This window comes from Streptomyces sp. NPDC058457 (assembly GCF_042720695.1).
Classification (GTDB): Bacteria; Actinomycetota; Actinomycetes; order Streptomycetales; family Streptomycetaceae; genus Streptomyces.
Genome location: NZ_JBHXLU010000068.1, coordinates 1 through 19,248 on the forward strand (window position 1 = coordinate 1; position 19,248 = coordinate 19,248).

Genomic DNA, 19,248 nt, shown 5'->3' on the forward strand with positions numbered 1-19,248 from the left:
GAGCTGTTCGGTCTCGCCCGCGAGCTGAACATCGACGCCGAGGGCATCGACATGGGCCCGTCCCCGACGGACGCCGCCCTTGCCGCCGACCTGGCACTGCCGATCGAGGAGCTGGAGCTCACGGTCCGCTCCTACAACTGCCTCAAGCGCGAGGGCATCCACTCCGTGGGTGAGCTCGTGGCTCGTTCCGAGGCCGACCTGCTCGACATCCGCAACTTCGGTGCGAAGTCGATCGACGAGGTCAAGGCGAAGCTGGCCGGCATGGGCCTGGCCCTCAAGGACAGCCCGCCCGGATTCGACCCGACCGCTGCGGCTGACGCCTTCGGGGCCGATGACGACGTGGACGCCGGGTTCGTGGAGACTGAGCAGTACTGAGCGCTCCGCGAGGAGGCCGGTTCTGCGGCTGCGGGCCCGCTGTGGCTGGTCGCGCAGTTCCCCGCGCCCCTTCGGGGGCGCGGACCCTCCGGGGTTGAAAAGAACCCCGGATCTCCGACGGGCAACCGCCCGCTCGGATACTGACCCCGGTACCTGATACGGCCGGGGCAGACACACAGGAGAAGAACCATGCCGAAGCCCACCAAGGGTGCCCGTCTGGGCGGCAGTGCCGCGCACGAGAAGCTGCTCCTCGCGAACCTCGCGAAGTCGCTCTTCGAGCACGGCCGCATCACCACCACCGAGGCGAAGGCCCGCCGTCTGCGCCCGTACGCCGAGCGTCTGGTCACCAAGGCGAAGAAGGGCGACCTTCACAACCGCCGTCAGGTGCTCCAGGTCATCACGGACAAGAGCATCGTGCACACGCTCTTCACCGAGATCGGCCCGCGGTACGAGAACCGTCCCGGTGGCTACACCCGCATCACCAAGATCGGTAACCGTCGTGGCGACAACGCGCCCATGGCTGTCATCGAGCTGGTCGAGGCGCTGACGGTTGCCCAGCAGGCGACCGGTGAGGCCGAGGCCGCGACGAAGCGTGCGGTCAAGGAGGCCGAGGAGGCCAAGGTCGAGGAGACCAAGGTCGACGAGGCTCCGGCCGACGAGGCTGCCGAGGAGTCCAAGGAGGCGTAAGCCGTCCTTTGGCTGCCGGTCCGTCGTGGCTGGTCGCGCAGTTCCCCGCGCCCCTAGGGGGCGCGCTGGTGGGCCCGTTCCTTTCGAGGGGCGGGCCCACTTTTTCGTGCCTGAGAGGATTCTTCTGTGAGTGACGACGTTCAGCCCGGCCAGGTGCGCATTCGTCTCGACCTGTCCTACGACGGGACCCACTTCCACGGGTGGGCCAAGCAGGCCGGTGGGAAGCGGACCGTGCAGGGGGAGATCGAGGACGCGCTGCGGGTCGTCACGCGGTCGCAGGACACGCTGTACGACCTGACCGTGGCCGGGCGGACGGATGCCGGGGTGCATGCGCGGGGGCAGGTGGCGCATGTCGATCTGCCGGCCGGGGTGTGGGAGGAGCAGCGGGAGAAGCTGCTGAAGCGGCTGGCGGGGCGGCTGCCGAAGGACGTGCGGGTGTGGTCGGTCGGCGAGGCGCCGGCGGGGTTCAACGCGCGGTTCGCCGCGCTGTGGCGGCGGTACGTGTACCGGGTCGGGGACCGGCCGGGAGGCGTGGACCCGCTGCTGCGCAACCACGTGCTGTGGCACGACTGGGAGCTGGACGTCGATGTGATGGACGCCGCCGCGAAGTCGCTGGTGGGGGAGCATGACTTCGCCGCCTATGCGAAGAAGCGCGATGGCGCGACGACGATCCGGGAGATCCTCGGCTTCGGGGTGAGCCGGCGCGCGGACGGGGTCGTCGAGATCGAGGTCCGGGCCGACGCCTTCTGCCACAACCAGGTGCGGTCGATGGTCGGCGCGCTGCTGTTCGTGGGGGACGGGCACCGGGGCGTGGAGTGGCCGCGGAAGGTGCTGGACGCGGGGGTGCGGGACAGTGCCGTGCACGTCGTACGGCCGCACGGGCTGACCCTGGAGGAGGTCGCGTACCCGGCGGCCGACCAGCTGCTGGAGCGGCAGCGGCAGGCGCGCCGGGTACGGGTGCGGACGGTCTGAGGCTCAGCCGGCCAGGGCCTTCTTGACGGTCGGCTTGAGGAAGGGCGCCAGCGACTTGGCGTAGCTGCCCGTCATGTGGCTGTTGTCGAAGTAGACGATCTGGTCGGCGATCACCGTCGGGCAGACGTCGTCCGCGCAGAACGCGGGCAGTGAGTCGAGGACCGTGGCGCCGTGGCGTTCCGCCACCTTCTGCTCTATGGCGCGGAAGTCGGGGTATTCGACGGCCGTCTTCTCGTCGGGACTGCAGGCGGTGACGTCGTGGATGTGGGTGGCGAGGCAGTCCGGGACGTTCCGGCCGGGCTGCGGGGTGTCGGTGATGTAGACGAGCTTGGCGCCGGAGGCCTCGAACTTCTTGAACGCCTTCTCGGCGCCGGCCTCGGTCACCTCGCGCCGGATGCGGCTGGTGACGACGATGACGTCCGGCTTGAGGTCCTCGATGCTCTGGAACGCCGATTCCCGCCAGCTGTCGCACTCGGAGTACTCGCGGTTCAGCTCGGGGTTCTTGATGGCGTAGACCTCGGGGGAGCAGCCGCCCTTCGCCATGGTCACCACCTTGAGGTGCAGGGACTGCCCGAGCGCGTTGAAGGCGTCACCCCACTGCCAGGCGTGCGAGTCGCCGATGACGACGACCGTGCGCTTCCCCGTCTTGTCGCCGATGACGCAGTTGTCGCGCATGACGAACTTCTCGACGTCGGTGTTGTCGATGCAGCCGTAGTGGGTGGTGTCCTTGGGGGCGGTCGCCAGCGCGTTCAGCGCGGTCGCCGACAGTTCGCCCTGGGTCACGGCGCTCTTCACCGACGCCTCGCCGGCGTACCCGGTGGCGCCCCCGTTCACGGCGGCGGCCGAGGTGGCGAGGTTGAGCGGGATGAACAGGGCGCACGCCGTGGCCGCGGCGGCGCTGGCGGTGGCCGTGCCGCCGGCGAAGATGCCCTTCCAGGGGGTGGCCACCAGCTGCGGGTTGTTCCGGAACCGGGCCTCGACGACGTAGTACATGACGACGGCCAGGATGAAGGAGAGCGACAGCACCCGGAAGCGGTCCGAGTAGGTGATGTCCCGTCCCACGACGTCGGGCCACAGGACCAGGATCGGCCAGTGCCAGAGGTACCAGCCGTAGCTCACGTTGCCGACGTAGTCGGTCACCGGGTTGTGCAGGATCCGTTCCACGCCGAGCCGGGGGTTGGCGCAGCCGCCGGCGATGATCATGCAGGCGCCCAGCACGGGGCCGGCCACCGCGTAGCCCGGCAGCGGGGTCTCCTTGGTGATGACGAGCGCGGTGCCGATGGTGGTCACCAGGCCCAGCCAGGAGATCACGGCCGCCAGGCCCTGGTTCATGCGGGAGAGCAGCGGGGCGCCGAGGGCCAGCAGGATGCCGGAGGCGAGCTCCCAGATACGGGTCTGGGTGCCGAAGTAGGCGAGGGGCTGGTTCTCCGCGGTCTGCTTGACCGACAGGTACAGCGACCCGCCGATCGCGGCCACCAGGAACAGCGCCACCAGGGCGCGGTTGCCGAGGATCTTGCGGGACAGCCAGGCCGTGACGACGAGGACGATCGGGGCTGCCACATAGAACTGCTCCTCGATGCCCAGCGACCAGAAGTGCTGGTACGGGGACTGGGTCCCGTCGTTCGCGAAGTAGTCCGTGCCGGTCTCCACGAGGCGCCAGTTCATGAAGCTGAGCGCCGCGCTGAGACCGTCCTTCATGGTCTCGCGGAACCTGAGCGGGCTGGCGTAGAGCCAGGCCACGGCCGCCGTGGTGATCACGACGACGGCCATGCCCGGGGCGAGCCGCCGCATCCGGCGCGCCCAGAACTTGCTCAGCGACACCTTGCCGGTCTTCTCGATCTCGGCGAGGAGCTGGCTGCCGATGAGGAAGCCGCTCAGCACGAAGCTGACGTCCACGCCGCCGTGGATGTCGATCAGGCCGACGTGCATCGTGACCACCATCATGATGGCGACGGCACGCAGGCCCTGGATGTCCGGCCGGTACTTGCGCAGGCGTTCCGTCTGCGTGGCCGGTGAGCGATGGCGGGTCAACGGTTCTCCAGTAACTGTGTCCGGTCGGACCGGCGGCTTCAGTGGGCCGTCAGGCAGGCGGCAGCCGTACCGCTGACGCGCACGCCTTGGCTGGGAATGCGGATGCCGCACGACAGCCGCAGCTGGGCGGGCAGCTCGTTCTCGGCGCCGACGTGGGCGTGGCAGCCCACCACGACCTCGCGGAGGAACGATTCGCTGCCGATCGAGGAGTCGTGGTCGACCACGGACTCGTGGATCCGGGCGCCCTCGGCCACGGTGACGTGTGCGCCGACGATGGAGCGGTCGACGACCACGCGCGGGCCGATGACCGCGTACGGGCCGATCGTCGAGCCGCCCGTGACGCGGGCGCTCGGGTGCACGGTGGCCGTGGGGTGGACCAGCGCCTCGGCCGGCGGTCCCACCAGCGGTGAGGTCGCCCGTCCTGTGACCAGGTCGGCCGACCCCTGGACGAAGGCCAGCGGGGTGCCGAGGTCGCGCCAGTAGTCGTCCGTGGTGTGGCCGAAGACCCGCCCGCCGTCCGCGACGAGCCGGGGGAAGGTCTCCTGCTCGACGCTCACCTCCCGGTCGCCGGGGATGGCGTCCAGGACGGACCGGCGGAAGACGTAGCACCCGGCGTTGATCTGGTCGGTGACGCACTCCTCCTGGGTCTTGGGCTTCTCCAGGAAGGACAGCACCCGGCCGGACCGGTCGGTGGGCACCAGGCCGAAGGCCCGGGGGTCGGCGACGCGGGTGAGGTGCAGCGTCACGTCGGCCGCGTTGGCCTCGTGGTACGCCAGGACGCCGCGCAGGTCCACGCCGGAGAGGATGTCGCCGTTGAGGACGAGCACCGGGGCGTCGGCCGGGCCGCGCAGCAGCCGCCCGGCGTTGCGGATCGCCCCGCCCGTGCCGAGCGGGACCTCCTCGACGGCGTAGGAGATGTCCAGGTCCCGGGAGAAGCCCCGGAACTCCTCCTCGAAGAGACCGGCCAGGTAGGACGTGGCGAACACCAGGTGCTCGACACCGGCGTCCATCAGCTTGGCCACCTGGTGGCGGATGAAGGAGGAGCCCGCGACGCCGAGCAGCGGCTTCGGGGTGTGGTTGGTCAGTGGGCGCAGGCGGGTTCCCTTGCCGCCCACCAGAATGATGGCTTCCTGCATGAGTGCCTCGCTGGTCAGCTAGCGGTGGTGGTCCCGGGGCCTGCGTAGTCCGAGGTGAAGCAGTTCTTGATCGCTTTCTCGGACTGGGGGCGGCCGGCGAAGTCGAGCCGGGAGGCGACCTTGTCGTCGGGCTTGGTGTTCGGGTCGTCGTCGAAGTAGATCGACCACCAGTAGACGCCGCTCATCTTCCGTTCCTGGACGACCTTGCAGACGGCGGTGTACCAGTTGGCCTGCACCTCGGGGTTGACCGCCCGCTTGGTGTAGAAGTCGCCCGGGGCGTGGTAGGCGCCGTTCATGGCGCCGATGCCGGCCTCGGCGACGGTGATCTTGGGGAGGGTGCCGGTGGCCTTCTTGTCCAGCCACTTGTCCCAGCCGTCGACCAGGTCCTGCACCGAGGCGTCGTCGTCGACCTTGACCGGGAAGTAGGCGTCGATGCCGAGGTGGTTCACCGGCATGGTGATCGGTCCCTCGACGTAGTTGTCCCAGTTCGCGTCGTAGGCGACCTCGCCGCTGAACACCTTCTCGGCGTCGTCCACGACGGTCTCCCAGTGCGGGTCGCCCTCCAGGGAGTTCAGCTCGGTGCCGATGACGAAGGTGGCCGCCTTCTCGCTCTGAGCCGCCTTCAGGTACGGGGTGACGAACTTCTCGTACGAGGCGAACCACGCGCTGCGGTCGGCGGGCTTGATGGAGCCGCGCCAGCCCTTCTCGGCCTTCAGGGAGTGCTCGTCCATCAGGGGCCGGATGGTGGTGCGCAGCCCGGCCTCGTGGAAGATCTCCAGGACGCGGGCGAGCCGGTCGGGGGTCGGGGTCTTGTCACCCCGGCTGACCGCCGTCGAGGCGAGCTTCCCGGTGAAGAACGGGAAGGAGACGCTGACCGAGTTGGCGTGCAGGCCGACCAGGTAGTTCGCGTGCAGGCGGGCCTGCTTCTCGATGTAGGCGAGGGAGTGCTTGGGGTTGTCCTCCCAGTAGAGCTGGGCGCCCCACTGCGGCATCCCCTTCTTCCACTCCTTGTCCACCTTGGCGACCTCGGTGGTCGGCGACGGTGCCGCGGAGGTCTTGCCGTCGCCGCTCGTGGAGCCGGCCGGCCCGCTGTGCTCCTTGCCGTCGAGTACCAGGTGGGGCATGAACGAGCCCGACGACCACTGCAGCGGGTGGTCGCCGACCACGAAGGGGGTCGCGACCACGAGTGCGATGACGGTGACGGGGAGCACGGCGAGCAAGGGCAGGCGTGCGCGCTTCATGAGTGTGGGGTCTCTTCCGGGTCAGGCGGGCTTGGCGATGACGACGAACTTGTTCTCCTCGCGGCGGACGAACTTCCACAGGCCCTTGATGCCGCCGATGCCCTCGATGAGGGAGAAGAAGGGCAGCATGACGAGGACGGCCAGGGGTTCCCACCACCTGCGCCTGCCGTTGACGGAGGCGATCGCGTTGAGCCGCAGACCTTCCCAGTACGCCCAGATCACGTAGGCGAAGCTGACCGACCAGAGGATGACCACGGACTGGGTCACGGGTGAGGTGTTCATGTCGCCGATGAACCAGGCCACGAACAGGATCGTGCCGACGTGCTGCAGCGGACCCAGGATCCAGCTCGTCACGCAGATGGTGAGGAACCAGCGGTAGCGCAGCGGCACCTTGCGGTTGAAGCAGAGGGCGACCAGGCCCCAGGCCCAGCGCTCGCGCTGCTTGATGAAGTCCTTGGTGTTGGCGGGCGAGGCACCGTAGCAGCGGCCGTTGAACCAGTCGCTGCGACCCGGGTAGATGCGGCAGAAGGTCAGGGCCAGCCGGGCGTCCTCGACGATCTCCTTGGGGCCGAAGTCCCAGCCGATCTCCGCCTCGATGGAGGCACGGATGACGAGCAGCTCGCCGTGCACACCGGCGGCCGGGGTGCCGAGGCCGGTGAAGGCGCGGAACCGGGCGATGTCGTCGGCCGGGCGGATGGCGTCGGCGAACCAGGTGAGCAGGGACACCGCGTTCTCGCGCGGGTACGTCAGGATGCCCTGCGCCATGTGCTTGACCTCTTCGGGGGTCGCACGGCGCTGCCGGTTGATGAACTGGGCGAGGGACGCCGAGGTGTCGGGGCCCACTCCGGTGTCGTCGTCCATGTGCAGCACCCACACGTGGTCGAGGGCCTCGCCCTCCTCGATGCGCAGCTCGTGGGCGTAGTTGTTGGCGCGGGCCTTGAATCGGGTGCCGTTCTTGGTCTGGTAGGCCTTCGGGACCGTGACCACACGGATCAGGTTGCTGGTCGCGGCCAGCTCGTCGATCCGCTCGGCGGCCTCGCAGCCCTCCTCGGTGAGCACGTCCACGCGCATGTACGGGAACCACTCCGGCAGGTGCTCCACGTAGGAGAGGACCGAGCGCTCCAGGGCCGGGTAGGTGTCGTGGCGCCCGATCGTCGGCACCAGCACGGTCAGGAAGTCCTGCTCGACCAGGGCCGGCGGGGTCATCAGATGGGCCTTGCGGATCCGGCGGCGGATGAGCAGGAAGCCCTGGATCGACACGAGCACGCCGGGCACCGGCAGGGCCCAGCAGATGGTGATCAGCCAGGCCAGCGGCGAGTCGCTGGGCGTGTAGGACCACAGGCTGAAGAGAGTCAGGAACACGAGCGGGATCAGGAACGGCAGGATGCCCGGTTTCCACTCGGCAGTGCGTTTGGCCAGCTTCGCGTTGTGTCGCGAATGCGGGGCTCCCCCGTCGACCACTGTCGATGCCATACGGCTACATGCTCTTCCGTGAGTTCGGCGGCTGCCGGACGGCATGGCTCGGTGACGGGTACGGGTGACACGAGAAACCTCGTCTCATCCGTCCCGTTCCGGGCCTTGATGTTGCCCCCCGGCGCCTTCTTCGGCGTTCTGCGGCCGGTCAGATGCCCCCCCGGGCGACCTGCGCCCCGGCCGTACAAGAAATCAAATCCTGCCACGTAAGAATCAGCCATGAAGCATGAGTGAGCAAGATGTAGTGGGAAAGTAATAAACCTATGTCTTGTGCAACGAAGTCCAGTCGAAAGCCGTCCGCCCGCCCCCGCTGCCGGTGATGACCTGCGAAGACGAATAAGTCGCTTTCACGTCTTCTGGGGTGTTTTTAGCGGTCGGGCCTGAGACATTCGCGTATGTGAGGGCCTGCCCCCATACCGTCCAGAGCACCCAGGGGGTGTCCGAAAGTGTGCTGCGCTGAGCGGAGCCGAGCGGAACGTGAAAGGACTCGGCCATGACGCGGGGCCGGTCGTAGCGCTCCAGGCCCCGGTACCAGACCTCGGTCCAGGGCCTGCCCCGGAACGGCCGCTGCGGGGTGTCGGTGTAGTCGTCCACGCCCACGACGTCGACGTACCGCCCGCCCGGGTAGTAGTCGCCGGGCTCCCGCGCGAAGGTGCCCTCCCAGGCGCTGGGCGACCAGACGAAGAGGAGGTTGTGCAGACCGCGGCTGCCCACGAGGTAGTCGTATGTGACATGCCACAGCTTCCGGTAGGCGGCCGGATCCTGCCCCGCCCACCAGAATCCGTGCCCCGGCCTGGCGTTCATCTCGTGGTACGGCCGCAGCAGGACCGGCACCCCGTGTGCCGCGAGATACCCCAGGTGGTCGGCGAGGTAGCCGAGGTCCAGCAGCAGGGCCTGGTGCTCGGCGGTGCCCGGGGTGACCACCCGGCCGAACCAGCCGCTGTCCCGGGCCGCGGGGGAGTTCTGGTACCGGGTCTGCTCGAAGCCCTTGACGGTGCTGCCCGGGTAGGGCTGGTGGAAGGAGAAGCCGACGATGCCCGCCGGGCCGCCCCCGTTGCCGGGCAGGCTCACCCGGATCCCGGAGGCGCAGTCGACGTGCGTACCCGAGGGGTGGTACGACCCGTCCGCCGGCCGGGGCAGCCCCGCCCACACCCCGAGCGCCAGGTCCACCGCGTCGTCGACGTACCCCCAGCACCTGCGGCAGCTCGGCCACGAGGAGCGGGAGTACGAGCGCGGCTCGCCCACCGCCCAGCCCGGCTGCCCGTACCCGGGCCCCAGGTCCACCTCCACGAACCCCGGGAACCTGCCGGTGATGTCGTGGGCCTTCTTGTAGTAGTAGCCGGGCTGCTTGGTGCCCCGGTAGTCGCCGTACGACGCGTTGTAGCGCTCGTTGTGCAGCTCGACGTGCTGGCCGATGACCGTACGGGACGGCTCGCCGCGCCGCGCCCGGTTCTCCAGGCCCGCGAGCAGGGCGTAGACCCGGCGGGCGGCGGGCGTCGCGTGCGGGTCCCGGGTGCGCAGGTCCGCGGGGACCGGACGCGGGCCGCCGCCGACGGCCTCGGGCCGGGTGGCCCACCATGTCAGGGGGGCGAGCAGTCCCGCCGCCACCCCGGCCCCGACGAGCCGAACCCGCCCGCGCATGTGCATGTCCCGACCCCTCCCCGGCCAACCCTGTGCATGCCGATTCTGCCTCGAAGCGGACGGGGCCTGCCGAGTCGTGCCTGCTGGGAGGGGGGGCTAGCCCTGGGCCGCCGCCGACGCCTGGGCCTCGCCGCGGCGGTGGATCTGGCGGAAGGTGAACTCGGCGAGGTCGTCGCCGGCCTGGAACACCTTGGTGTCCTTGGTGGTGACGTCCTTGCCGTTGAGGAAGCCCGCGGTGGTGAAGTACGCGTAGCGGCCGTACGAATTGGTCGTCGTACGGCAGACGCCGGAGTCGCAGAAGGCCTTCACGCCGGAGCCGGCCAGGGCGGTGACGAAGCCCTTCTTGTCGGCCTCGGTCTTGGCCTTGCTCGCCTGTGCCTCGGTGTCGAAGACGGCCACGCCGACCGTGACCGCGACGCCGTCCTTGAAGTAGGTGACGCGCAGCAGGCGGGTGCAGTCGTTCTTGGTGAGGATGCTCGGGAGGGTGCCCTTGGCGGCCGTGGCGCACTTCTTGGTGTCGGCCGTGGGGCCCTTCTTGTACACCGTCTCACCCATGGTCAGCTGGGTGCCCGGGAAGAGGGTCTCGGCGCTGAGCGGCGCCGTGTCCTTCTTCACGTTGCCTATGAACTCCTCCGGGTCCAGCGGCGGCGGCGCGCTGGTCGGCGCGAAGGACGGCGCCGAGTCGGCCGAGTCGCTGGGCAGCGAAGCGCTCGCGGGCAGGTTGGTGGGCGTGCCGGAGGCGTTGTCGTCGCCGTTCGCGGACACCACGGCCATGGCGACGGCGGTGCCGATCGCCAGCGTGGCGACCACGCCACCGCCGATGAGGAACACCCTGCGCCGCTTGTTCCGCGTTTCCGAGGCCTCGGCGAGCGATGCCCAGTCCGGAGTCGGCCCGGTGCCGCTGCTCCAGGGCTGCTGAGACTGCGGTTTCCACGGATCCCACTGGGACTGAGGTCCCCCCTGCCCATAACTCATGGGGCGCATCTTAGACGGGGGCCGGGGGGTACCGGTGCGACTGTAGGAACAGTGATAGGGGACCTTTGGGGGCAGGACGGCGCATCACGGCCGCGCCGGGTGCCCCGGGTTCGCGCCAATGTCGACGACGGCTCGTCCGGATGTCGGCGGGAGCTCGTTTTGACCCGTCCGGGGGCACCCTTGTAGGCTTGCTCTTCGTTGTGTATTGGCTCGCTCATTCTCACGGGAGTGGCCTCTACCTAGGTTCCCTGGAGCAGTTACCAGTGGGCGGCATACGGGCAGCGTCCCCGGCATTGTCGTCCTCAGCTGCACGATCGCTTCAGTGATGCCATGTGTCAGCACCCATCCACTGAAGAAGAAGGCTGCGAAGTGCGTACGTACAGCCCCAAGCCCGGCGATGTGACTCGCCAGTGGCACGTCATTGACGCCCAGGACGTCGTCCTGGGCCGTCTCGCCACCACCGCCGCGTCCCTTCTCCGCGGCAAGCACAAGCCGATCTACGCCCCCCACGTCGACACCGGTGACTTCGTCATCATCATCAACGCCGACAAGGTGCACCTGTCCGGCAACAAGCGGACCCAGAAGATGGCGTACCGCCACTCCGGCTACCCGGGTGGTCTGCGCTCCGTCCGCTACGACGAGCTGCTGGACAAGAACCCCGAGAAGGCCATCGAGAAGGCCGTCAAGGGCATGCTCCCCAAGAACACGCTGGGCCGTCAGATGCTCTCGAAGCTGAAGGTCTACAAGGGTGACGTGCACCCGCACGCTGCGCAGCAGCCGGTGCCGTTCGAGATCACCCAGGTCGCGCAGTAGTTCCGGCCACCCCCTAAGACTGAAGAGAATCTGAGGAGCATCGTGGCCGAGACCACCGTTGAGCAGCCGGTCGAAGAGACCGAGCTTGTCGACATCGACAGCTACACCACCGAGTCGGACGTCCCCGTCGAGGGCGAGTACACCTCCGAGTCCCTCGCGTCCCGCTTCGGCGACCCGCAGCCGGCCGCCGGCCTGGGCCGTCGCAAGAACGCCATCGCCCGCGTCCGGATCGTCCCGGGCACCGGCAAGTGGAAGATCAACGGTCGCACCCTTGAGGACTACTTCCCCAACAAGGTGCACCAGCAGGAAGTCAACGAGCCCTTCAAGGTGCTGGAGCTCGAAGGCCGTTACGACGTCGTCGCCCGCATCGCCGGTGGCGGTGTCTCCGGTCAGGCCGGTGCGCTCCGTCTCGGTGTCGCCCGCGCGCTGAACGAGGCCGACGTCGACAACAACCGCGGCCCGCTCAAGAAGGCCGGCTTCCTCAAGCGCGACGACCGTGCGGTCGAGCGCAAGAAGGCCGGTCTGAAGAAGGCCCGCAAGGCCCCGCAGTACAGCAAGCGCTAATCACCAGCTGCCTGCACGTACTCCGAACGCCCCGGCGGCACGCCACATGTGCCGTCGGGGCGTTCGTTTATCCCAGCCAAGGGCGTATAACGACACAAGACGCTCAAAGGCTGGTGTGATCGAGTGACCAAGCGCCTGCCATCATTCCCTGGCAGCAAGGACGCTTCTTCAGGAGGACAAGTGGGACGACTCTTCGGCACGGACGGCGTGCGCGGTGTCGCCAACGCGGACCTGACCGCCGAAATGGCGCTCGGCCTGTCCGTCGCGGCGGCGCACGTGCTGGCCGAGGCGGGCACGTTCGAGGGCCACCGGCCGACGGCGGTCGTCGGACGCGATCCGCGCGCGTCCGGAGAGTTCCTGGAGGCGGCCGTGGTCGCGGGCCTGGCCAGCGCCGGCGTCGACGTCCTGACCGTGGGGGTCCTCCCGACACCGGCCGTCGCGTTCCTGACCGGCGCGCTCGGCGCCGACCTCGGTGTCGTGCTCTCCGCCAGCCACAACGCCATGCCCGACAACGGCATCAAGTTCCTCGCCCGCGGCGGGCACAAGCTCGACGACGAGCTGGAGGAGCGGATCGAGGCGGTGTACGAGTCCCACCGGCACGGCGAGCCCTGGGAGCGGCCCACCGGCGCGGGCGTCGGCCGGATCCGGCCGTACGACGAGGGCTTCGAGCAGTACGTCACCCATCTCCTCGGCGTGCTCCCGAACCGGCTCGACGGACTGAAGATCGTCCTGGACGAAGCGCACGGCGCGGCCGCGGGGGTCTCGCCGGAGGCGTTCCGCCGGGCCGGCGCCGAGATCGTCACCATCGGCGCGGAGCCGGACGGGCTCAACATCAACGACGGCTGCGGTTCGACGCACCTCGGTCCGCTGAAGGCCGCGGTCGTCGAGCACGGGGCCGCCTTCGGCATCGCGCACGACGGGGACGCGGACCGATGCCTCGCCGTCGACCACACCGGCGAGGAGGTGGACGGCGACCAGATCATGGCCGTACTCGCCCTCGCCATGCGGGAGCGGGGTGCGCTGCGCGCCGACACCGTCGTCGCCACCGTCATGTCCAACCTCGGCTTCAAGCTGGCGCTGGAGCGTGAGGGGCTGCACCTCGTGCAGACCGCGGTCGGCGACCGGTACGTCCTGGAGGAGATGAAGGAGCACGGGTACGCCCTCGGCGGCGAGCAGTCCGGGCACGTCATCATCCTCGACCACGCGACGACCGGCGACGGCACGCTGACCGGGCTGCTGCTGGCGGCGCGGGTCGCCGAGACCGGGCGGTCGCTGCGGGAGCTGGCGGGCGTGATGGAGCGACTGCCGCAGGTGCTGATCAACGTGCCCGACGTGGACCGGACGCGGGTGAAGACGTCGGGGGACCTCGCGGCGGCCGTGGCCGAGGCGGAGCGGGAGCTGGGGGAGACCGGGCGGGTACTGCTTCGCCCTTCGGGCACCGAGCCGTTGGTACGGGTGATGGTCGAGGCGGCCGACATCGAGCAGGCCCGGTCGGTGGCGGGGCGGTTGGCGGACGCCGTCAAGTCCGCGCTGGGGTAGGGCGGTTCGTTCCGGGTTCGGGGTGCCGGGGAGTGTGCGTCGCGGGCTGACGGTTCGTCGTGGCTGGTCGCGCCCGCGCGGCGGTAACCGCTTGTCTGCACAGCCCCGCGCCCCTGGGTTTGTTGATGCTGCTGTTTCCAGAAGTACTTCTGGGCGATGAGCAGCGAGATCGCGTCGGGCCGGTAGATGAAGTTGCTGTTCGGGCGTTCCGCGGCCAGCTGCACCTTGGTGAACAGGCCGATGCCGTCCACGAAGTAGCCGAACCCGACCGTCACCGGCAGCGCCACCGCGAAGCCGACGAGGAGCGCAGCGCCAGGCGGGGATGGCGCTGCGTCCGCGCCCGCACCCGGCGCCTCCTCCTAGAGCTTGCGGAGCCGCAGCCGCTGCACCTTGTGGTCCGGGCCCTTGCGGACGACCAGGGTGGCCCGGCCGCGGGTCGGGGCGATGTTCTCCACCAGGTTGGGCTTGTTGATGGTGCGCCAGAGACCGCGGGCGTAGTCGACGGCCTCGTCCTCGGACACCTGGGTGTACTTCCTGAAGTACGAGTCCGGGTTCTGGAAGGCGGTCGCACGCAGCTTGCGGAACCGGTTGAGATACCAGCGCTCGATGTCCTCGGTGCTCGCGTCGACGTACACGCTGAAGTCGAAGTAGTCGGCGAGACCGACCCGGGTGCGGCCGTCCTGGCCGGGCAGGGCGGGCTGGAGGACGTTGAGGCCCTCGACGATCAGGATGTCCGGGCGGCGGACCGTGAGCCTGCGGTCCGGGACGATGTCGTAGATGAGGTGGGAGTAGACGGGGGCGGTGACCTCGTCCTTGCCGGCCTTGATGTCGGCGACGAAGCGGGTCAGGGCCCGGCGGTCGTAGGACTCGGGGAAGCCCTTGCGTGACATCAGGCCGCGGGTTTCGAGTTCCCTGGTCGGGAGCAGGAAGCCGTCCGTCGTCACCAGCTCGACGCGCGGGTGCTCGGGCCAGCGGGAGAGCAGGGCCTGGAGGAGCCGGGCGACGGTGGACTTCCCGACGGCCACCGAGCCGGCGACACCTATGACGAACGGGGTGCCGGACTGGGAGCCCTGCTCGCCGAGGAAGGTGTTCAGGGCGCTTCTCAGGCCGTCCGTGGCACCGACGTACAGGTTGAGCAGGCGCGACAGCGGGAGATAGATGTCCCGTACCTCGTCGAGGTCGATGACGTCGCCGAGGCCGCGCAGCTTCTCGACCTCCTCGGCGGTGAGCGGCAGCGGCGTCTTGTCGCGCAGCGCGCTCCACTCGGAACGGGTGAGGTCGACGTAGGGAGTCGCCTCCGGCTTGTGCCGGTGGGCGCTCCGGGAGATCGGGGAGACCGGAGAGATCACATTCCATTGTTAACGGAGTTTGAACGGGGTGGGGGGTGGGGTCGGTCACGTGGGCGCCGTGGAGCCCTCAGCTCTCGCTGTCCGGCGCGGCTCCGGAGGCCCTGCGCAGGGCGATGCTCCTGCCCGCCATCCGCGCCAGCGACTTCGCGCGCGCGACAAAGGTCTCCGGGTCGTCCATCCCGGCGGTCACCCGCGGTGGATAGATCTCGGAATCGACGTGACCGGGAAATACGTCGCGCAATGCGGTCAGGACGTTCGTCTGATCGGGCTCCGGGAGTTCACCGATGAACACATAGCCCGATGCGGCACCCGCGGCGATGTCGCGCCTGGCCCGGTCGTCCGCCACATGCCGGAGGACAAAAGCGGCCACGTCGTCGAAGAGAGCTGAGGTGGCGAACCAGTTGAGGTCCTCTCCCGGCCCGCCTGACGGGAACGACACGAGCTTTGTCATGGCTTCCTTTCCTTTGCTGTGAGTAGCGCGACCGGGGGACGCGGTACCGAACCTGTCATAGCCAGGCCTTGGGGCGTGAGGTGACGTCGGCCGGTTCCGAACCCCGGTTTAATTTCCGATTTCGGGCACGCTGAGCCGTGTTCGGGCGGGGTTCGGCACTTAGGCTGCCGCCCATGTGCGGAATCGTGGGATACGTGGGGGCGCAGTCTGCGCTCGATGTGGTGGTCGCCGGGCTCAAGCGGCTGGAGTACCGGGGTTACGACTCGGCAGGCGTCGCCGTGCTCGCGGACGGCGGGGTGGCCTCGGCGAAGAAGGCCGGGAAGCTGGTGAACCTGGAGAAGGAACTGACGGAGCGGCCGCTGCCGACCGGTGCCACCGGCATCGGGCACACCCGCTGGGCCACACACGGCGGGCCGACGGACGCCAACGCGCATCCGCATCTCGACAACGCGGGCCGGGTCGCCGTCGTCCACAACGGGATCATCGAGAACTTCGCCGCGCTGCGCGGCGAGTTGGCGGAGCGCGGGCACGACCTCGCGTCCGACACGGACACCGAGGTGGTCGCGCACCTGCTGGCGGAGGAGTTCTCCGGCACCGCCGATCTCGCCGAGGCCATGCGGCTGGTGTGCCGGCGCCTGGAGGGCGCGTTCACGCTGGTCGCGGTGCACGCCGACGAGCCGGACGTGGTCGTGGGCGCGCGCCGGAACTCCCCGCTCGTGGTGGGCGTTGGAGAGGGCGAGGCCTTTCTCGCCTCGGACGTCGCCGCGTTCATCGCCCACACGCGCTCGGCGGTCGAGCTGGGCCAGGACCAGGTGGTGGAGCTGCGCCGGGACGGCGTGACGGTGACCGGCTTCGACGGCGCCCCGGCGGACGTCCGCTCGTACCACGTCGACTGGGACGCGTCGGCAGCGGAAAAGGGGGGTTATGACTACTTCATGCTCAAGGAGATCGCCGAGCAGCCCAAGGCGGTCGCCGATACGCTCCTGGGCCGCATCGACACGAACGGCTCGCTGACGCTGGACGAGGTCCGGATCGGCGCCGCCGAGCTCCGGGAGGTCGACAAGGTCGTCATCGTCGCGTGCGGTACGGCCTTCCACGCCGGCCTGATCGCCAAGTACGCCATCGAGCACTGGACGCGGATCCCGTGCGAGGTGGAGCTGGCGAGTGAATTCCGGTACCGGGACCCGATCCTGGACTCGCGTTCGCTGGTCATCGCCATCTCCCAGTCCGGCGAGACCATGGACACGCTCATGGCGCTCAGGCACGCCCGCGAGCAGGGCTCCAAGGTGCTGGCGATCTGCAACACCAACGGCTCGACGATCCCGCGCGAGTCGGACGCGGTGCTGTACACGCACGCCGGGCCGGAGGTCGCGGTCGCCTCCACGAAGGCGTTCCTGACCCAGCTGGTGGCCTGCTACCTGGTGGCGCTGTACCTCGGCCAGGTGCGGGGCACCAAGTGGGGCGACGAGATCAGCGCGGTGATCCGGGACCTCTCGCACATCTCAGGTGAGGTCGAGAGGGTGCTGGAGACCATGGAGCCGGTACGGGCGCTGGCGCGCTCCCTCGCCGACAAGAAGACGGTGCTGTTCCTCGGCCGGCACGTCGGCTACCCGGTCGCCCTCGAAGGTGCCCTGAAGCTCAAGGAGCTGGCGTACATGCACGCCGAGGGCTTCGCGGCGGGCGAGCTGAAGCACGGGCCGATCGCGCTGATCGAGGAGGACCTGCCGGTGGTGGTCGTGGCCCCGTCCCCGCGCGGCCGCTCCGTCCTGCACGACAAGATCGTCTCCAACATCCAGGAGATCCGGGCCCGGGGCGCCCGCACCATCGTGATCGCGGAGGAGGGCGACGAGGCGGTCGTACCGTATGCCGACCACCTGATCCGCATCCCCGCCACCCCGACCCTGCTCCAGCCGCTGGTCGCCACGGTCCCGCTCCAGGTCTTCGCCTGCGAACTGGCCACGGCCCGGGGCAACGAGGTGGACCAGCCGAGGAACCTGGCCAAGTCGGTGACGGTGGAGTGAGGAGACCGGGCCCGTCCCGACGGATGTGACGGATCCGGTCAGTTGCCGCGGCGGGCGTGGACCCGGTGCCGCGCACCGGCCCTCCGGCGGCGGGGACTTCGTCCTCGCCGCCGCGGCACGGCGGGGGTCACAGCCGTGTGGCCGTGCGGATGAGCCCGGCGAGGGCGAGGGAGCGGCTGTGCGCGGGCCACGCGATGTGGGTGACGACGGGTGGGGCGTCGGTCAGGGGGACCGCGGTGTGCTCGGCCCACAGCCACGCGCGGGCCGAGTCGGGCAGGACGGTCACGGTGCGTCCGAGGGCGATCAGCTGGGCCAGCTGTGTCTGGTCGTGGATCTCGGGGCCTGGGCCGGGTGGGTACGCGCCGTGGCGGGGCCAGCGCGCGAGCGGAAGCTCGGGGATGCCGATGACGTCGGCCAGGGACAGCGTCCTGCGTGCGGCGAGTGGGTGCCCGGCGGGCAGGACGGCGATCTGGCCCTCGGTCGTCAGCTCCTCGCTGTCGAACCCGGCGAGGGAGTTGAACGGTGTGTGCATCAGCGCCACATCGGCGCGGCCGTCGCGCAGCATCCCTTCCTGCTCGCACAGGCCGCCCGGCAGCACCTCGATCTCGGCGGCGCCCGGCTCGGTCGCGTAGGCGTCGAGGAGCTTGTGCAGCAGCTCGTGAGAGGCGCCGGCCTTCACCGCCAGCACCAGGCGGTTGCGGGGGCCGGCCGGGCTGTCGGAGTCACCGGCACGACGGGTGCGGCGAGCGGCGGCGGTGGTCGCGTCGAGGGCTGCGCGACCCTCGTGCAGCAGCACCTCTCCGGCGCCGGTCAGCCAGACGCCGCGGCGGTTGCGTGTCAGCAGGCAGACGCCGAGACGCCGCTCCAGCTGTTGGATCGCCCGGGACAGCGGCGGCTGGGCCATGCCGAGGCGCTCGGCGGCGCGGCCGAAGTGCAGTTCCTCGGCGACGGCCAGGAAGTACCTCAGCTCGCGGGTCTCCAAGGTGTCCATGGCCACAACATACCTCGGTGATACCCACCGGGTATGACAGGGCACTGTACCGGTATTTGATGCGCCACTCGTCCGCGGGCGAACATCGACGGCATGACCATGAACACATCCTCCGCGTCACTGCCCGGCGGCACCTGGACCCTGGGCGACCTGACCGTCACCCGACTCGGCTACGGCGCCATGCAGCTCGCCGGCCCCGGGGTCATGGGCCCGCCGGCCGACCACGACGGCGCGCTCGCCGTCCTGCGCGAGGCCGCCGGCCTCGGGATCACCCATGTGGACACCGCCGGTGCATACGGGCCACGCGTCACCAACCGGCTGATCCGTGAGGCGCTGCACCCCTACTCCGCGTCGCTGCACATCGTTACCAAGGTCGGCGCGGCCCGCGATCAGCAGGGCGGCTGGCTTCCCGCCCGGCAGCCCGAGGACCTGCGCCGCGCCGTTCACGAGAACCTTGAGGACCTCGGCCTCGACTCGCTCGACGTGGTCAATCTCCGGCTCGGCGACGCCCGGGGGCTCCAGCCCGGCTCGCTCGCCGAGCCCTTCGAGGCGCTCGCCGAACTCCAGCGGCAGGGTCTGGTCCGGCACCTCGGAGTAAGCAACGTGACGGCGGAACAGATCGCCGAGGCGCAGGCGATCGCGCCGATCGTGTGCGTCCAGAACATGTACAACCTCGCCTACCGTCAGGACGACGACCTGATCGACGATCTCGCCGACCAGGGCATCGCCTACGTCCCCTTCTTCCCGCTCGGCGGCTTCACCCCGCTGCAGTCCACGGCTCTGTCCGCGGTGGCCGCCAGGCTGGACGCGACGCCGATGTCGGTCGCCCTGGCCTGGCTGCTGCGGCGGTCGCCGAACATCCTGCTCATTCCCGGCACCTCGTCGGTGGCGCACCTGCGCGAGAACGTTGCCGGCGCGGGACTCCCGCTCTCCGACGAGGACCTCGTCGAGCTGGAAAAGATCGGCCACTAGCGGGACACGGCCCGGCC

Annotated in this window: 17 protein-coding genes; 8 read left to right on the top strand and 9 right to left on the bottom strand. The window is 69.6% G+C overall.

The window, feature by feature from the left end:
* From ACFWPS_RS37995 to truA, 3 genes are all read left to right on the top strand, one after another.
* Positions 1 to 375, top strand: a 375-nt coding sequence (locus ACFWPS_RS37995; RefSeq protein ID WP_365436850.1) for a DNA-directed RNA polymerase subunit alpha C-terminal domain-containing protein, incomplete at its 5' end; no start/stop codon positions are given.
* Between the two features lie 189 nt (positions 376 to 564).
* Positions 565 to 1,062, top strand: coding sequence for a 50S ribosomal protein L17 (gene rplQ, locus ACFWPS_RS38000; protein WP_350787225.1), 498 nt, complete (start codon positions 565 to 567; stop codon positions 1,060 to 1,062).
* A gap of 126 nt (positions 1,063 to 1,188) precedes the next feature.
* Positions 1,189 to 2,034: a tRNA pseudouridine(38-40) synthase TruA gene (gene truA, locus ACFWPS_RS38005; RefSeq protein WP_383714120.1), complete on the top strand. Its 846-nt coding sequence runs from the start codon at positions 1,189 to 1,191 to the stop codon at positions 2,032 to 2,034.
* 3 nt (positions 2,035 to 2,037) lie between these two features.
* On the opposite strand, the gene ACFWPS_RS38010 is transcribed toward truA, so the two are convergent.
* The 6 genes from ACFWPS_RS38010 to ACFWPS_RS38035 form a co-directional block, all read right to left on the bottom strand.
* The gene (locus ACFWPS_RS38010; protein ID WP_383714122.1) at positions 2,038 to 4,065 is read right to left on the bottom strand and encodes an acyltransferase family protein; all 2,028 of its coding nucleotides are present in this window, start codon (positions 4,063 to 4,065) and stop codon (positions 2,038 to 2,040) included.
* Positions 4,066 to 4,103: 38 nt separating this feature from the next.
* Positions 4,104 to 5,201 carry a sugar phosphate nucleotidyltransferase gene (locus ACFWPS_RS38015; RefSeq protein ID WP_383714125.1) on the bottom strand — a complete coding sequence of 366 codons (1,098 nt, stop codon included), beginning with the start codon at positions 5,199 to 5,201 and terminating at the stop codon, positions 4,104 to 4,106.
* A gap of 14 nt (positions 5,202 to 5,215) precedes the next feature.
* The gene (locus ACFWPS_RS38020) at positions 5,216 to 6,442 is read right to left on the bottom strand and encodes a glycoside hydrolase family 113 (RefSeq protein ID WP_383714127.1); all 1,227 of its coding nucleotides are present in this window, start codon (positions 6,440 to 6,442) and stop codon (positions 5,216 to 5,218) included.
* A 21-nt stretch (positions 6,443 to 6,463) separates the two neighbouring features.
* A complete protein-coding gene (locus ACFWPS_RS38025; protein ID WP_383714129.1) occupies positions 6,464 to 7,915 on the bottom strand; it encodes a glycosyltransferase family 2 protein in 1,452 nt (483 codons plus the stop codon).
* Positions 7,916 to 8,176: 261 nt separating this feature from the next.
* The gene (locus ACFWPS_RS38030; protein WP_383714132.1) at positions 8,177 to 9,556 is read right to left on the bottom strand and encodes a glycoside hydrolase family 26 protein; all 1,380 of its coding nucleotides are present in this window, start codon (positions 9,554 to 9,556) and stop codon (positions 8,177 to 8,179) included.
* Positions 9,557 to 9,652: 96 nt separating this feature from the next.
* Positions 9,653 to 10,531 carry a hypothetical protein gene (locus ACFWPS_RS38035; protein ID WP_383714134.1) on the bottom strand — a complete coding sequence of 293 codons (879 nt, stop codon included), beginning with the start codon at positions 10,529 to 10,531 and terminating at the stop codon, positions 9,653 to 9,655.
* A gap of 369 nt (positions 10,532 to 10,900) precedes the next feature.
* Between ACFWPS_RS38035 and rplM the strand changes: the two genes are divergently transcribed.
* From rplM to glmM, 3 genes are all read left to right on the top strand, one after another.
* A complete protein-coding gene (gene rplM, locus ACFWPS_RS38040) occupies positions 10,901 to 11,344 on the top strand; it encodes a 50S ribosomal protein L13 (RefSeq protein WP_020941688.1) in 444 nt (147 codons plus the stop codon).
* A gap of 42 nt (positions 11,345 to 11,386) precedes the next feature.
* Positions 11,387 to 11,908, top strand: coding sequence for a 30S ribosomal protein S9 (rpsI, locus tag ACFWPS_RS38045; protein ID WP_351714120.1), 522 nt, complete (start codon positions 11,387 to 11,389; stop codon positions 11,906 to 11,908).
* A 180-nt stretch (positions 11,909 to 12,088) separates the two neighbouring features.
* Entirely contained in the window at positions 12,089 to 13,447 is a 1,359-nt protein-coding gene (glmM, locus tag ACFWPS_RS38050; protein WP_383714137.1) for a phosphoglucosamine mutase, read from the top strand.
* Positions 13,448 to 13,806: 359 nt separating this feature from the next.
* Here the strand turns inward: glmM and coaA are convergent, their stop codons facing one another.
* Both coaA and ACFWPS_RS38060 read right to left on the bottom strand, forming a co-directional pair.
* Positions 13,807 to 14,796, bottom strand: coding sequence for a type I pantothenate kinase (gene coaA, locus ACFWPS_RS38055; protein WP_383714140.1), 990 nt, complete (start codon positions 14,794 to 14,796; stop codon positions 13,807 to 13,809).
* Between the two features lie 67 nt (positions 14,797 to 14,863).
* Positions 14,864 to 15,247, bottom strand: a complete 384-nt coding sequence (locus ACFWPS_RS38060) for a hypothetical protein (RefSeq protein WP_383714143.1) — start codon at positions 15,245 to 15,247, stop codon at positions 14,864 to 14,866.
* Between the two features lie 173 nt (positions 15,248 to 15,420).
* Between ACFWPS_RS38060 and glmS the strand changes: the two genes are divergently transcribed.
* Positions 15,421 to 17,268 carry a glutamine--fructose-6-phosphate transaminase (isomerizing) gene (gene glmS / locus ACFWPS_RS38065; protein ID WP_383714145.1) on the top strand — a complete coding sequence of 616 codons (1,848 nt, stop codon included), beginning with the start codon at positions 15,421 to 15,423 and terminating at the stop codon, positions 17,266 to 17,268.
* Positions 17,269 to 17,395: 127 nt separating this feature from the next.
* Here the strand turns inward: glmS and ACFWPS_RS38070 are convergent, their stop codons facing one another.
* Complete coding sequence (locus ACFWPS_RS38070; RefSeq protein WP_383714148.1) at positions 17,396 to 18,259, bottom strand: LysR family transcriptional regulator; 864 nt, start codon at positions 18,257 to 18,259, stop codon at positions 17,396 to 17,398.
* A gap of 99 nt (positions 18,260 to 18,358) precedes the next feature.
* Between ACFWPS_RS38070 and ACFWPS_RS38075 the strand changes: the two genes are divergently transcribed.
* Positions 18,359 to 19,231 carry an aldo/keto reductase family oxidoreductase gene (locus ACFWPS_RS38075; RefSeq protein WP_383714248.1) on the top strand — a complete coding sequence of 291 codons (873 nt, stop codon included), beginning with the start codon at positions 18,359 to 18,361 and terminating at the stop codon, positions 19,229 to 19,231.
* Positions 19,232 to 19,248: the final 17 nt, after the last annotated feature.